Raw genomic sequence first — 15779 nt, forward strand, 5'->3', positions numbered from 1 at the left:
CCACATGATGTCGCCGCTTCGTAGCTTCCTGGTTGCCGCCGCGCTGGGCTTGTGCGGCCTGGCCTGGTCAGGCAATCTCGTGATGAACGGCGGATTCGAGGCTGTAGATGACAAGAACATGCCCGAAAACTGGGCGCCGAGATCGTGGACCGTGGCCACTCAGGGAACAGTCCAGGCCCGGCGTGGCGGCGCTTCCGGGCAGCGTTGCCTGGCAATCACCGTGGATGCCGGCAAGTCCGTCTACGGCGCTTTCTCGCGCCCGATTGACGTGACCGCAACCCCCGGCGACCGACTCATGGTGACCTGCAAGTACCGCACCGAGAACGACCCGCAGGCCCAGGTCATGCTGGTGTCTTTCGACCAGGACTTCCTGACCACCCAGTGGGAGACCCGTCCGCTGTGGGACGAAGCCCGTCCCCTGCGCCCTGTCTCAAACTGGAAGACCTCCAACTGGTTCGCCGAACTGGTGCCTGGAGCGAAGCAGGTTGTGCTTGTCTTCCAGGTGCTCGAGGCCGGGACGATCCTCATTGATGACGTGTCGATCCGTCCCGTTCCCGACGGCGTGCAGGTGAGCAATGCCGACATCGGGCGCGTGGAACGCCTGCCCAACACGCGTGCCGCAAGCTTCGAGATGGTCTGCGATGTTGCCGAGGGCCTCACGGTGGACCTGGCGCTGACCGCGTTCCGCGATGGTCGGAGAATCAGCCAGGTTCGGCGCAACTTTGCCCTGCGTCCTGGTACTCCTCAGCCGGTGAAACTCAACTACGTCGTGCCTGCCTGCGATCCCCATCAGGTGGAACTGGAGTTGCGCGATGCCTCGTCCGGGGACCTGCTGCTGCACGATGAGCGGGAGGTGCCGGGCCTCATCGATGCACGCCTGGTAAAACCCGCCTTCCGGGGCACGGTAACCAATAACCATCCGGTTCCCGAGATCGTTGTGAACGGCAGGCTGTTTGGCGTCCCGTCTGTGATCCAGCAGTGCTCCCTTCGCGCCCGGCTCACCGGCACCGGAGCGACGGTTACCGAGAAGGAAGGCATCACCCGCAACCCGGACGGCACATTCCGGATCACGGTGCCCTCCGAAGGGCTTCTCATCGGCGAGCATCAGGTTCGAACGGAGGTACTGGCCGGCGGGAAGATTATCGGGGCGTTAGCGCTCCCGATCCAGCGCACAAAGCCGTACGCCAGCGAGGTCACCTTCGACGAGGAATGCCGTTTGCTCGTGAACGGTGCGCCTTACTTCCCCATCGGGCTCTATTACGTGATGAGTTCGGACGAACTGGATGCAGTGAAGGCGGCGGGGTACAACACTATCGTGGTTCCGTCGCCGAAAGCCAGCTACGAACTTGCTGAGGCCTGCGCGATCAAGGACCTGCATTTTCTGATCGAATCGCCCAGCGTACGCCGGGATTTCTGGGAGCTGCGACAGCAGAAGTTCGGAGACTTGCCCGCATTCATCGGCTGGCAGGTCGTGCAGCGTCCCGATGCGAAGCTCGTGCTGCCCGACGTCATGCTTGCACTCTACCAGATCATCGCCGAAGTGTCGCCCAACCACCCGGTGATCACAGCGCTGCGCTACCCCGACACCATGGATGACTACGCCCGGGCAACGGACATCATCGTCCCATGGGAGCTTCCGGTACCCAGAATGCCCATCACGCGGCTGGCTGATGCGGTTGACAATGCGCGCCGGGCGACGGGTAACGCCAAACCGGTCTGGGCGCTGATCCAGGCCACCGGGAACTCCTGGGCCACCGACCGCTCGCTGGATGACCAGACCGAGGGCCGCCTGCCCACGGTGCAGGAGATTCGCGCACTGGTGTATCTAGCGATCATTCACGGCGCGGATGGTCTGCTCTACTATGCAACCAATCTCATTTCGAGCGACAAGCAGCGGAACTTCAACCTGCGCCAGGATGCGCCCCACCTTTGGGAGGGCATTTCCGTGATCAACCAGGAGCTCATAGCCCTTGGAAGCGCGATTCACGGGAGATCCAGCCGGGTGCTCCTGCCTCCACTGGCGGACGGGCTGATACAGGTCGCCCAGTGCTCGGACGGCGAGCAGGCGTACCTTGTGGCGGTGAACACATCGGATACGGCCACGGTCACCACTTTCACCGCGCCGGGGTTCGAGGATACCCAGTTGCCGGTGATGTTCGAGGATCGCACCGTCTCGGGCACCGAGCCGGGCAAGTTCGGTGATGTCTTCCAGCCGTACCAGGTACACGTCTACCGGCTGAAGTAGCCGGGGGATGATGCGCTGGGATTGAGCCGGTGCCGCAGCCGTCAGGTTGACCCGAACCTCTTGCGGGTGTTACGATTAGCTCGCGGCGCACGGGCGCCGTCTCCGGGGACATTCCATCCCCTACAACCTCGCTCGCGCCGGTGCTCTGTCGTGCACAGCCTGCCGTTTGTGCTTCCGGAGGTGCAGTTCGTGACGCGTTGGCTCGGACACGCTGTCAGCACACTGCCCATCCTTCTTGGGATCCTTCTGATCATGGGTACGCTGGATGCCGCGACGATCACAGTCGGACAGCGCGATGGCGACCTGACGGGCAGCGACGACCGCGTTCTGCAACAGGCGGTGGACCGGGTCTTCGCAGAAGGTGGCGGCACGGTCTACATCAAGAGCGGGCGCTACGTCATGGCCAACTCCCTGTTCCTGCGCAGCGGAGTGAATGTCGTAGGCCTCGGACCCTCCCCCATCCTGCAACTCGCCGACGCCGTCAGCAGTCCCCTGGCCGAAGACGCCGGCTATGGCGTGGATCGCGTCCTGGTAACCAATCCCGCCGGTTTTCGCGCAGGCATGGGGGTGGCGATCAGCGACGACCGGCACAATACCGCGTGGTATGTCTGCACCCGGACGATCACCGCGGTCGAGGGCAGGACGATAGTGCTGGACCAGGAACTCGACCTTGACTACCTCGCATCCCGTAATGGCAAAGTCGAGGCCGTCGTGCCCGTCATCTTCGGCAAGCAAGTGGAGCGCGTGCGCCTGGAGAATCTCCTCGTCGACGGGAACCGCTCCAACACCCCTCCCCTCAATGGCTGTCGCGGCGGCGCGATCTACTTCTGGAAATCCCGCGACTGTGTGCTTGATAACTGCAAGGCCCGCAACTTCAATGGCGACGGAATCAGCTACCAGGTGAGTCCAGGCATTACCATTACCAGGTGCCGAGCGTACCGCAATGCCGGCCACGGTATCCACCCCGGTTCCGGATCCCACAGCACCGACGTCAGCGAGTGTATGATCGAGGGCAATGGTGAGGTCGGGCTGTTCCTGTGCTGGCGCGTCGCCCGGTCGCGCTTCCAGGATAACACCATCATCGACAACGGCCTGGACGGTATCTCCATCGGCCACAAGGACACGGACAACACGTTCGTGGGCAATACGGTGGAACTCAACGGCCGCCACGGCGTGCATTTCCGCCCTGAGACCGAGGCCAATGGTGGCCACCGGAACACCTTCGAGGATAATGTAATCCGCGATAATGGCCAGAAGCAGCCGGGCGATGGCGTACACATCGAGGGCATCACCCGCGACCTGGTGTTTACAGGCAATACCATCGAAGACACCCAGCGCGACGGTCGCGTCTCCCAGCGTTACGGCATATTCCTGGGCCCCGGCGTGGATGGGGTGAGGACCCGGGGGAACATCATTCATGGGCAGTCCGGACAGGCCATAGTTGACCGTTCCGGAAACGCCGGGAACTCCCTGCAGTAGGGCGCATCAATACACTCCTGAGAGGCTGGTGCCGGTCATGCAGGTGGCGGCTCTGCTCGGTCTCGTTCTCATCGTGCTTCTCATCAGCTGCGCGGCGGGGTCTGAGTCAATGCCGGAGGGCGTGACCGGTGACGGCGAGACCGACGACACTGCCGCAATCCAGGCCGCACTGGACGCCGCCGGCCGGACAGGCGGAGAAGTACGCCTTCCGCCCGGAAAGTACCTGATCGAGGGGAACCTGCGGGTGCCCACCGGGGTCTGCCTGCGGGGAAGCTGGGAGATGCCCCACCACGGAGCGTGGGACAAGGGGTCCACACTCCTCATCACCGGTGGGCGCGAGCAGGAAGACGGACAGCCCACAATCCGCCTGGAGCAGAGCAGCGCGCTCAAGGGCTTTACATTCCTGTGGCCTGACCAGCAGTGGGACAACATCGTGGCCTACCCGTGGGCGATCCACGGTGAGGGCATGCACAACACCGTTGAGGACGTCACCTTCGTCAACGCCTATCAGGGCATCTCCATCGGTGCGCCGGGTTGGAGCGAACTGCACCTGATCCGCAATGTCTTCGGCTGTGTCCTGCGCAAGGGCGTTCAGATCGACGGCTGCTCCGACATCGGCCGCGTCGAGAATGTGCATTTCAACCCGCATTACTGGCAGCGCAGCGGGCACCCGTCCATCCCCCAGGACGGCAAAGACCGGACCATGGACACCGCCCGGTACATGATGGACAACCTCGAAGCATTCATCTTCGGCCGAACCGACTGGCAGTATTGCACCAACACCTTCGTGTTCGCGGCGAAGGTGGGGTACCACTTCGTGGCCACCAAATCGGGCGCGTGCAATGGCCAATTCTCGGGCATCGGCGCAGACGCAGCCCGGACCTGCGTGCTTGTCGAGGGCATCCAGCCCATCGGCCTGCAGGTTACCAACGGAGAGTTCACCAGCTTCGCGGGTGACCCGAATACAGCCATCGTCACCGGGCCCAAGGCAACAGGCGCGGCGCAGTTCGTGAACTGCAATTTCTGGGGCATCAAGGGCCGGCTTGCCCACCTGCAGGGGAAAATGGCCGTGGTCTTCAGCAACTGTCACTTCGTGGATGTCCCCGGCGAGACCGGCGCGATCCTGGCCGAAAACGGCCGATTGAGCGTACAGGGCTGCTTCTTCCACAAGCCCGGAGTGGCCATCGGGATCGAGCCCACGGTTCAGGCGGCGATCATCACCGGGAATCTGCAGCCGGGCGGCCTGAGTGTGCGCAATGGCATGGGTGCTCGGGCGCAGATCTCGCTCAACGAGGTGGCGCAATAGGAGCAGAGAGCGGACGGCGAGAAGGCGCAGGGGCGCTGCCCCTGCACCTCGCCAGGGCCACTGGCCCCCGAACACTCCAATTGCGCGCTCCTATTCCGCCTTTCGCACCGCGATATCGTCGAACAGTACCGTACCCTTGCCACGGATCTGCAGGACCACATATGCCCTGCCCTGCGGGTCCGGGGTGGCAGTGAAGTCCACCGTCAGCTCCTGCCAGTCACCGGTGCCTTTCACCCAAGGGCCCACCTTACCCGACCACACGTCCCCCTGGTTCCACTCCACGTAGATGCGGAACTCCGTACCGACTTCGCCGGTCTTGCCCCAGCCGCTCAGACGGTACGCCCCGTCTTCCTCCAGAGGTACACCGTTCTGGATGAGCAGCGGCATGCTCTCATCCGAGTGATTGGTGAGCCGCGCCGCACGACTGCCGCTGTGAGCGTCGCCCTCCACAAGCTCCACCGAGAATGGTTCGCGGATGCCCCAGTGGTCGGGCAGTTGATCGTCATCGAGGTCGGCCTCCATCCCCGGGTTCACGATGGCGTTCCCGGCCTCGGTCAGGATCGGATCGATCTTCTCCGCCGGCGCGTCCTGCCACTCACGCGAGAAGTCCTTGCGTTTATCTGCGAAGGTCAAGTCATCACTCAGCACCGCCACACCATAGGCGTCCAGGTCGATCCGCACCACGCTATCCTCACCCACGTTCATACTCTGGCCCTCAAAGAGTCGCCGCACCTGCCGGGACTGGAGCGAGGGCACCTTCAAGCTCACGGTCCGGGATTCGGGGCTTTCGTTGACCACGACCAGGAAGGTCTTGTCGCCAACGCTCTTGCGGATTGCTGACAGCCTTTCCGGCGTTTCTCCGTCTACGGCCGGGAGGATGCTCCTGGACGCCAGCACATCCTGCAAGCACGCAAGTTCGCTGATGAGCGACTTCAGCTCCGACCAGAACTGCGATGGCTTGCGAGTGTAATGCGTACCCCAGTAGAGGAGACCATTCGCGCCGTGGGTAATGGCATTGTAGGCCATGAACCGCGACTGCGCGAAGGTGGGCATTATCGCCTTCGGGCGGTCTTCCGGGTTCGTGGACAGCTCCCGCCAGCCAAAGCCCTGAAGCACCATGAAAATCGGCTTTTCGTCACAGACCGCTTGCCGGTTCTTGTCGGTCTCCGCGCCGGTGACGGCGATGGTCTTGTCCGGCAGGTTCGAGTGCGTCGCGGGTTCGGGCACCGGGTAGATATCAGCCCCCGCGATATCCGCCCCGCGGTTATAGTGGGCCAGCGTGGAGATGAGATTTCGAGGCGCGTGATTCATCCAGATCGGGCGGTTCGGGTCGAGGGTGCGCATCAGGCAGTACCCTTCGTAGAGACCTTCGGCGCTCTGGCTCCCCCATGCCGGCTCATCGATACTCTCCCAGCACAGAAGCGCGGGGTGATCGCCCAGGGCCTTCGCGTGCTTGCGCAGGCTCTCCCTCCGGTTCTCGGTGTCCGTTGACAGGTCGAGCATGTGGCTGAGAGGGAGCCACATGTGCAGCCCGTGGGCCTGCGCGCGGTCCAGCACATGGCGCATGGCCCCGAGGCCGCCGCCGAGGATGCACAGGTTGAAACCGGCATCCGACAGGTTGCGCAAGGCTGCGTCGGACATGGGCCGCTCGTAGATTCCCAGCGGGAAGAACGGCCTGCCCTGCACCAGGAGCATGTTGTCATCGCGCACCGAGACGATTGGCTCGGGCGCATCCGCTGCGCGGAGTTGCGGGAAACGGAGAGTGTCCTGGCAGACAACTTCGCCTGCGCCATTGGTGAGTTGCGCGAGGATCTCATACTGGCCCACGGGCAAGTCGCGGGTCGGGATGCGCAGCAGTCCCTCGGGCGCTTTCAACTTTCGGACGAAAGCCTCCGCGAGTACCGTGTCCTGACCCAACCTTCGCAACTGCAGGGCGATGTCGTGCTCCACCAGTTCCTCCTCGGGCACCTGGACCTGGTAGCCAACTGTCACGTGGTCGCGGTAGTACGACTTGAAGACCGAGAAGGTGGCGCTCGAGGTCACGTCAATGCGCCGGCCGGCGGCGGCAACGGGCCGTCCGGTCTCCACATCCGTCACCGCGAGAGCCAGGTCGTGCGGCCCTTGCTGGAAGGCCTGGTAGGATATGGTGGCCGCCTTGGTTGCACCCGCCGGCAGGATGCCAATGGGATGAAACTCCTCGCGCCCAGCTTCGTCCGGAGGGGTGATTGCCAGCCGCAGGGACAGGTCGCGCTCCCGGCCCGAGCGGTTGGCGACCGAGTAAGAGAGCACATTGCGGCCCTGGATTCCCCGTCCCCAGTCGGCCACGGTCAGCTCGATCCGGTAGCGCTCCAGATCTGTGGGGATCTCCACAGTGCCGAAGCTCGCCGGGCGCGCGAAACGGTCTCCGGTCTGCGACCAGCAGGACAGTTCGCCGTCGACCTTGCGGTGGCGACAGATGTTGATGCCCCACGTCTCGCCGGCGTCGGTCAAAGGCAGCGTGGCGAAAGGAATTACCACTTCGGCTGACCAGTAATCGGGGCCGCGAGCAGTGCTCACGGACCACTCGCCGTCCCAGTCGGGCAGACCGCCCGCGGCATCACCCGAAGAGTCGAAGCGGGTGCCCAGCGGGTTGAAGGCCATCTGGACATAGTGGAACTGGTCACGCGCCGGGTCCAGGAAGATTTCGAGGCTATCGTCGGCGAAGACATTGGCGTCCCGGCCGACGACGGTTGCGGAGAGCTTCGGCATCTCGGCGTCCAACGCTTTGACGGCGATGTACAGGTTGTCGGCGTCATGGCCGACCCATGCTTGCGTCTGGCTGCGCGCCGGGGCTTCGTCTCCCAGCACCACGAAATCCCGGATCGGAGCGGGTCCCTGCCAGCAGGCGTCGGCAAGCTGTCCGTCGATGACCGGCGGCTCCATGACCGCAATAGACTTCGCGCTCGGTGCGCCGAAACAGGCGGCGCAGAGCGTGAGGAGTGCAGCGACTGTTGTCCTTGGCATAGCTGTCAACCCTCCATTGGGCAGTTCCCGGAGAGACCGTCAGGGCGCGGCGATCCAGGTGCAGGGCACCAGGCAGTCTTCGTCGGAATCGGTGCCATGACTGCCCATATGCGATGGATCGCCGGTCTCGTGCTGGCCGTGGTCGGCGAGAATGATGATGGCGTAGTCAAGCGCCGCGAGTTCGCCGCACAGCCTCTGCAGACGCTGGTCGGTCTCCTGCACTTTCGGGCGCGCGCCGTCTCTGGCCGGCCCGAAGCGGTGGAAATGATCGTCCGTGCCACCGATCTGGGTGATAATGAACTCCGGAAGGCTCTCGCGGGCGATGCGCAGCGTGATTTCTTCGGTCCCGGCGTCATCAGGCACACGCGCGACACCCTTGTGCTGCGCGCAACGGGCCAGAAGGTCGCCGCCGGTGTATCCCGGGCGGCCACAACCCGCGGCCGAAAACCCCTTCGCGGCGAGCACTTCGAACAACGTCTCGCAGGCGAAGTCCATCTCCTTGGATCGCACACCGTGGCCCGCAAGGTCGGCGCCCGTGATCATCGTTGCGAAGTTCACCGGCGTGATCGAGGGCATGACCGAACGCAGAACGACCATGCGGTGGGCGCAGAGTGCGGACAGGAAAGGCATGTCGTTAGCGAAGTGGCGGAGGCTGTGCAGCCCGAGGGCATCCGGCGCGAGAACGGCAATGTGTCGGGACCCCGTCAGGTCGACGAGCATCTCTGGGATCGGTGCACCGGTCGCGCCCGACGGCACAGGAATGTTCAGGGCTGCTGCAACCGTTGGGCAGACGCAGGTCATGGAGTATTCGGGAACGGGCATGATCGAGTGACCCTTCAATGGTTTCTTGAGGCGGCTGCCCTTCACCACAAGGCCCCCCGAGACCTTCTGCCAACCGGCGAACAGGTAAGAGCACGACATGAGGGGAAGCATTTCGAAGCGGCGTGGGGCTGCCGTATTGGGCGATCAACAAATGGAGGACGCGGGAGATGCGCTGGCTCATCCCATTTTTCCTGGCACTGACCGCAACCACCTGTTTCGGGATAGACATGCCCGACGGGGACATGGAACTCCCGGAAACGGGTCCGTGGAGCGTATACGGCACCCCGAGCGTAGTCGAGAAGAGCGATTTCGCGCGGACCGGCGCACGGTCGCTGCGAGTGGTGACCGACAATGTCCAGACCATGGGCGGCAACTACGAGGGCACGTCACGCGCGCTGGGACGGTTCGAGGCCGGCGACCTGCTTCGCGTGTCCTTCTGGTACTGGGTGCGCGAGGGCAAGCAGATGGTGGTGGGCATCGGCCCCACGTACTTCATCGGACGCTGGGTGCTGCCGCCCAGCACCGACTGGACCCGCGCCGACCTGAGCCTGCGCATCCCTCAGCCCGGCAGCTACACGATCTGGCTGAGCCAGACAGACGCAGCCACCGAGTTTTTCGTGGACGACTTCAGCGTGGAGCTTGTACGAAGACCGGAATTGGGCACGGCGCCAGTGGGCCGGCGGATCTCCCTGACCGGCGGGCCGCTGCGGGTCACATTCTGCCCGGATACCGGCGCCCTCGCGGGCATTGAAAACCTCGGGACCGGTGAGGTCTATGCGGCAGTAGGAGAGCGCCGACCGCTCTTCTCACTTCAGGTGCTGGATGAGGAAGGACTGGGCTATCAAACACTCTCCTTCGAGCAGATGAAGCTGACGGGAATGTCCACGCAGGACCCGCAGCGCCTGGAGTTGAGCTTCAGGGCTCAGGAGTTGCCGGTGAGCGTGACGGTGACCGTCCGCCTCTCCAACGACGGGGCGGCCCATTTTGGAGGAAGGGTCACCAACGACTCCCATCGCCCGGTCATGGCCTTCGAGCTGCCCATGGTGTACGGCATCTGCCCGGCCCGAGACCCGGAGAAACTCACGCTGGTTCACCCCTATGTCTGCGGGCAGATCGTGCCCAATGCAATCAAGTCCACGGGCTGCCAGACCGCATGGCCCGGTCGCGGCGTCATGGGCTGGATGGACCTGTCCGGCGAACAGGGCGGGGTGTATCTCGCTACCCACGACCCGAGCATGACGGGGACGCGACTGATGGCGCTCCCCGCGCCGGGCCCCAGTTTCGACATGTCCCTCACTCGCGAGATCGTGGTCAAGCCCGGGGAGACCTGGGACTGTCCGGAATCCGTGCTGGCGGTTCACCAGGGAGACTGGCATGCTTCCGCCGACCGCTACCGGGCCTACTCGCGAAGCTGGATGAAGCCCCCGGATGCCCCGCAGTGGATGCACGACGCCAACGGCTGGCTACTCATTGGCGTCCAGAACGGCGTTCCGTTCCACCGCATACCTGATGTTTACCGGACGGCCCAATGGATGGGCATCGAGTACCTCCATGTGCAGGGTCAGGGCATCGACAACATGTGGTTCGACGAGGAAGGCAAACGACATTCCCACGCCCTGAGCTACCTGTACCCCAGCCCGAAGTTCGGCACGCCCGCGGAGCTGAAAGATGCTATCCGCAGAATCCACGACAACGATGGGCACGTCATGTTCTACTACCTCTATGAGCGCTGGACGCCGAGCCACGATGTATCGGATGACTTTGGGACTGGAACGCGCGCCGACGTGCCGGAGGAGTACCTGCCGCCGGGACCCGACTTCTACCCGCAGAATGCACTGATCGAGAACCCCGGCGGTGTCCCGGCCACCGAGCACCCCTTCATGGCCCAGCGGATGATGTGCCTGGGTGCCCCCGGTTGGCAGGAATGGATGCGCCGGTGGGCCATCGATATCTACCTGAAGGAGTATGGGGCGGACGGCTTCTACTGGGATGTGATGGGGCGTGGCGGGCCCTTTCGGTGCTTTAATGAGCGGCATGGGCACCAGGGGCAGAATGACTGGGCCGGCGGCTGCGCCGAAGTTCTGGATACGGTGACACGCGAAGGCCGGGCGATCAACCCGGACTACTCCTCGGCCATCGAGGGCTGCTCGGACGTACTGGGGCAATGGGTCGGCTACCACCTCATGTCCGGCGCCACCATGACCCCCAATGTCTTCCGCTACACCTTCCCCGACTACCTGCTGGTTGACGGGTTCGCGAACACCACCTGGAAGCTGACCCACCCCGAGAAAGCTCACCGCGTGTTCCTGAATGGAGAGCGGTTCGATATCACTGGCTACGACGCCCGCGTCAAACGCATCATCAATCTGCGGCGGCGCATCAAGCCCTTCATCGACTGGCCCGCGGTGTTCAAGGACACCGTTGGACTGGAGCTATCAGACCCGCGGGTGCAGGCCCGGGCATTCTGGCGCACCGACGGCCGGAATCGGGTGATCGCGGTCACGATGATGAACGAAGAGGGCGTAGAGGGCGCGCAGGTTACCGTGGACCTGTCACCCATCGGCGCGCCCAAGACGGTGCACGTTTTCGGTCTGGACGGCCGGGTGGAACCGATCCGGGATGCCGATGCCACCGGTACCGCACCCGATGACTTCTGCGTACTGAATGTCCCCACAGACCCCGTCTCGGCTGCGGTGATCGCAGCGGATGTCGAACCCAAACTGCGGGTAGTGCCCTGGCTGGAACAGATTATGCGGCCCGGCGAGGACGGGATGGAATTGAGCCTGTTCTGCCCCATGGGATGGCTTGGATCATGCGATGTTGACGGCAAATTCCCGCCCGGCGAACTCGACATCGAGTCTCAGGGTGTGGCGCCTGTGTCCACCTGTCTACGCCGCGCAAGACTCCTGGACCGTGGCCATCTGAGGGGGCTCACCCGGTGGTCGAAGATCAGACTGGACGTTACCTGGGATACGGGCACCGCGGGAACCTGGTGTGTGCTCGCCCCGCCGCTTGTGAACGGGGACTTCGAGGAGGTCGAGGATGGGCGACTGGTCTACTGGGGCGCGCCGCCGTGCGAGGAGGACCCGGGTGAGGGCAAATGGTGCATCCGCCTGGACCGCGACACCGCGCCGCTGAAACACGTCTCATCCCTCACGCCGCTGAAGCCCAATACGCGGTACCGCTTCCGCTGCATGATCAGGCGCAGCCCCAATGCGACGCAGTGGGCCGGTGCGCATGTGGTGGAGTATCTCGAAGGCAGCACATTCGAGCGTTCCGCGGTCCTGAACAGCACCCGCCTCGGAGAGTGGGAAACCCTCGAGACGGTCTTCACCAGTCACCCGGATCCGCGCAGTTCCGCGATCTACCTGTACAACTTCGACGAGAACGAGCCCGCGTGGTTTGACGGTTTGGAGCTGACAGAGGTGCGGGAATAACAGGCCATCCTTGTTGCGCTTTCCTTGAGAAAATCAGGTGCAATTCGGTGTAAGAGCCCTGCAAACGGGGTATACCGAGCTTGGTCTAATCAAGGAGAGATCAAGAGATGATCAACCCTATCCGGCGTCTCTGGCATGACGAAGACGGCAATACATCGGTCGAGTATGCGCTGTTACTGGTTGTTATTGTCGTGGGTTGCCTTCCCGCCTGGACAGCATTGCGCAACAGCCTGGTCTCCGCTCTTGAGGACGTGGAGCAGGCGATGGGCCAGTCGACCGGATAGCGTCCGCTCAGGATCAGCGCGGCACTGCAAGAAAAACCTGGGACGTGCCCTGAGCGATGACTCGGCCTTTCTCGTCGACTAACCGCGGGGTAATGCGAGCGCGGTCGGAAAACTGAAGCGGGATTTCGAGTTCACTCCCCGGACGCGCGGAGATGCTGTGCGTCCGGGTCCCTCTTGCGTCACTGACCTCCACGATCACCGTACATCGCGACCTGTCCACCGCCCCCATGTTCACAGACACAGGCATCTCAACCACATCTCCACTGGATACCAAGCCACTCACAGGCTGCACATCCATAGGCGGGGGTGTGGTTACCGGTACGTGAGCTTTACCCGTGACCCTGTCCCCCACTCCCCACGAGACCGGGATGGTGTGGGGGCCTTCGGTCCGCAGGTCAAGGTTGACCAGCGCCAGCCGGGTGCACAGGCCCGGGTCAAGCGTAAACTTCCCCGTCCTTTGGCCAGCAACCTCCACGAAGCCCACCAGGGGACGATCTGTCAGGTTGCGTACATTCGTGCGGACGATCCCCTTGCCGTAAAGCGAAGGCAGCTCAAGTTGGGTAAGTGCCACGGGCGGCTCCTGGAGAAGGGCCGTGCCGAAACGTTCGGGAACGTGGAATCCCCCGTAGGTGGGTGACCAGGCGGTATGGGGAGCGGTTGAGCCCTGTGCGAAGCGGTTCCGGCAGAAGTTCACAAACATCATGGACTTGCGCGAGACACCCCCAGCTTCCAGATCTCGCCACGGGATGGACAGCTCCGCGAACCAGGCGTCATCGCGCTTTGCGACCGCGGACTCCACGTCAGGATTCCAGGTGGGGTCCTGGCCGATCTCATCGTACAGCGAGTTGTTGGTGTTCAGGATGAAGTGGGCGTACGGAGTGCGGCCGGGCCCGGCGATGAAGAACTCAATCCCGTCATCCACCCAGACCATCGGGGTATCGTGCCCGGTCTGCTTCGCCACAATACTGTCCATCGCTGGCTCCGGACACTTGAATGCGACGTATAGCGCCGCGTCATCGTAGGTGATCCAGGCCGCGGTATCGAGACCAGTCTTCCCGCCGGTGGAGGCGTCACGAAATCCGTCGGCCACTGCCGACTGCTTCCAGGCCTCATCATCCAGCATTCCGTCAATCACCGGTGCGACGGGGCAAGCCCTCGGCAAGACCACGGGCGATGAGCCCCTCCGCCCGCTACCGCGACGGGTGACGGCGACCTTGACCGTGGCAGTCGTGTCCCGTCCGTCGAGGCTCGCCTGTCTGCCGGCCAGGGCGTTCTCGAGCCCCACGATCAGATCGGCAATGGCGCGGCGCACCTGGTGCATTTTCCGGGTCTCGAAAGCCACGCCACCCATGGGATTGGCCCACGGGATCGCGTCCACCAGCGCGTTCATCGATTCTCGCGCGTTCCCGGCGAGCGCTCGCACCTTGGGGTCCGGGCTTTCCAGTGCTCGAGCGATGGTTCGCTCAAGGGTGAACAGATAGCGGTAGTCATCGACGCCCTCGCGCATGCCGTCCCAGGCCAGGGTGGGGATTGCGCCCTGGTAGGTGCTCCAATCATTGGGCTTCAGCAGGTGCGGGTAGGTAGTTGCCTGTTCTTTGGGCTCGGCGGAGTTCGCGATACTTCCATCGAAGTCGTTGAAAACGTCCTCATGCGGCCGGCAGAAAGTCCAGGCAACCGAGGCCTTCGCGCCGGTCTTCCAGAAGAAGAACCCCGCGCCGTAGCGGTTGTGAAAGAGGTAGCCTTCCTGGGGGAAGGGGTTCACATAGCAACCGGTGCCGTACCACCAGAACTCAGCGCCGGTCTGTTCGCAGGCTTCGCGGGCCTTACGCGCAGTGCCCTCAGCGGCAACGAGGCCCGTCACGAAACATGGTGCGTCGAGGTACTCCGAAGCTTTCTCCAGGAAGTCAAGGCGGTAGAAAGTGGCGTAGGTATTGGCTCCGCCGGCATGCCAGGCCTGGTACTCCTGAATCGCGTAGGTATTGTCGCCCCCCGGCTCATCCACACCGTAGAAGTACCAGGTGGCAGGCGCGTCCTTCGTGGCCTCGCAGGCTGCCCGAGCAACGGCCTCCACGCCGCGCCTAATCTCCCCGGGCCAGACGTCCGCATTCAGATCCGCCTGAATCCCCAGAATGTCCTTGATCCGCGGCGCCATGCCGCCATACGAGCAGACGTGGGGGCCCGGCAAGCCGGCTTCAATGCACTGTGCCGCCAGCTTGTTGTAAGCCGACGGGTCGAACTTCGCCTTTCCGTCCTTGATCTCGGACAGGTCGACGCTACCCAGAGGCATCTCGACGAGGCCGGTCACGCCGTGCCGTGCGAAGTCCTTCAGTTCGTCGAGCACCTGCGCATCGCTCATGTTTCGCCACCGACCAGTGTCGGCGTACAGCAGCCAGAACTTGTCATCAGGCTTGTCCAGCTTGAAAGGCAGGACTTCCACATCCAGCGGGAGCTCAAGGGCCGGCTTTCCCTCAGCCTGGATGCGCACGTTGAGGCGGTGGGTGCCCGGCGTGGCCTCCGGGGCGGCATGCAAGTCGAACCAAAGCACTGCGCAGCTTGCGGCGGGAACATCGAAGTCTTCCTCTTTGAGCACTCCGTGGTGGTCCGGCACGGTGCGCTTACCGTCTGCACAGGGCAAGAGCAGTTCCGGTGTGATATACCACTGCCGAGACCGCCAGCCGGTGCGCTGGGGCCAGAAGTGGGCATGGCGGATTTCAGCGGTGATTGGCGCCTGTCCAACGTCGACGGTGCAGGTGAGCTTGCTGAGGTCCTCCAGCGCCCAGACGCTGACCCAGACGGGCTCAAACTCGTCCGGGGTGACGAACGCGGACAGGCGATCCACGCGCTCCTCGGGCTTCGGTGCGCGATCGGGGCGATTATCGCCGGGATCGCCGGTCACGAAGGGGATCATGCCCGCTGCGGATTCAGCGGGGACAGGATCGGGCGGCGCCCAATTCTGAACAGTGAGTCTCGCCTGAGTGAAGGGCTCGCCGGGGTCCACCCGGTCGTACGTCACCCCACCGATGGTGACGGGGCCCTCCTGGCACAGGGCAGGGATTGTGAAAATGGCAGCAATACACAGCAAGACGAAAGTTCTCATGGTCTCTACCTCCGTCGGTCATCTCGCGACTGACTCGAATTGATAGTTCTGCAGCCCAGTCGGCGCACTGGAGCCGCACTTGGCAGCTGCCGGCACAGGCTCGGGG

General features: G+C 63.6%; 8 protein-coding genes. 5 read left to right on the top strand and 3 right to left on the bottom strand.

The features are described from left to right. Positions 1–4: 4 nt before the first annotated feature. From HPY44_09590 to HPY44_09600, 3 genes are all read left to right on the top strand, one after another. Positions 5–2245 (top strand): hypothetical protein, encoded by a 2241-nt coding sequence (locus tag HPY44_09590; protein NSW56256.1) that lies wholly within the window; start codon positions 5–7, stop codon positions 2243–2245. Between the two features lie 189 nt (positions 2246–2434). Then, positions 2435–3724, top strand: a complete 1290-nt coding sequence (locus HPY44_09595) for a right-handed parallel beta-helix repeat-containing protein (GenBank protein NSW56257.1) — start codon at positions 2435–2437, stop codon at positions 3722–3724. Positions 3725–3752: 28 nt separating this feature from the next. Continuing rightward, positions 3753–5030, top strand: a complete 1278-nt coding sequence (locus HPY44_09600) for a hypothetical protein (protein NSW56258.1) — start codon at positions 3753–3755, stop codon at positions 5028–5030. 90 nt (positions 5031–5120) lie between these two features. Here the strand turns inward: HPY44_09600 and HPY44_09605 are convergent, their stop codons facing one another. Continuing rightward, entirely contained in the window at positions 5121–8033 is a 2913-nt protein-coding gene (locus HPY44_09605) for a carbohydrate binding domain-containing protein (protein NSW56259.1), read from the bottom strand. A gap of 39 nt (positions 8034–8072) precedes the next feature. Then, complete coding sequence (locus HPY44_09610) at positions 8073–8855, bottom strand: alkaline phosphatase family protein (protein NSW56260.1); 783 nt, start codon at positions 8853–8855, stop codon at positions 8073–8075. A gap of 167 nt (positions 8856–9022) precedes the next feature. Between HPY44_09610 and HPY44_09615 the strand changes: the two genes are divergently transcribed. Together HPY44_09615 and HPY44_09620 are read left to right on the top strand one after the other, a co-directional pair. Beyond that, complete coding sequence (locus HPY44_09615; GenBank protein ID NSW56261.1) at positions 9023–12292, top strand: hypothetical protein; 3270 nt, start codon at positions 9023–9025, stop codon at positions 12290–12292. Between the two features lie 107 nt (positions 12293–12399). After that, the gene (locus HPY44_09620) at positions 12400–12576 is read left to right on the top strand and encodes a Flp family type IVb pilin (GenBank protein NSW56262.1); all 177 of its coding nucleotides are present in this window, start codon (positions 12400–12402) and stop codon (positions 12574–12576) included. A 13-nt stretch (positions 12577–12589) separates the two neighbouring features. Here HPY44_09620 and HPY44_09625 read toward each other — a convergent pair whose 3' ends face one another. Continuing rightward, entirely contained in the window at positions 12590–15673 is a 3084-nt protein-coding gene (locus tag HPY44_09625) for a carbohydrate-binding family 9-like protein (protein NSW56263.1), read from the bottom strand. Positions 15674–15779: the final 106 nt, after the last annotated feature.

The sequence above is a fragment of the Armatimonadota bacterium genome (assembly GCA_013314775.1).
In the GTDB taxonomy this organism is placed as follows: Bacteria; Armatimonadota; Zipacnadia; order Zipacnadales; family JABUFB01; genus JABUFB01.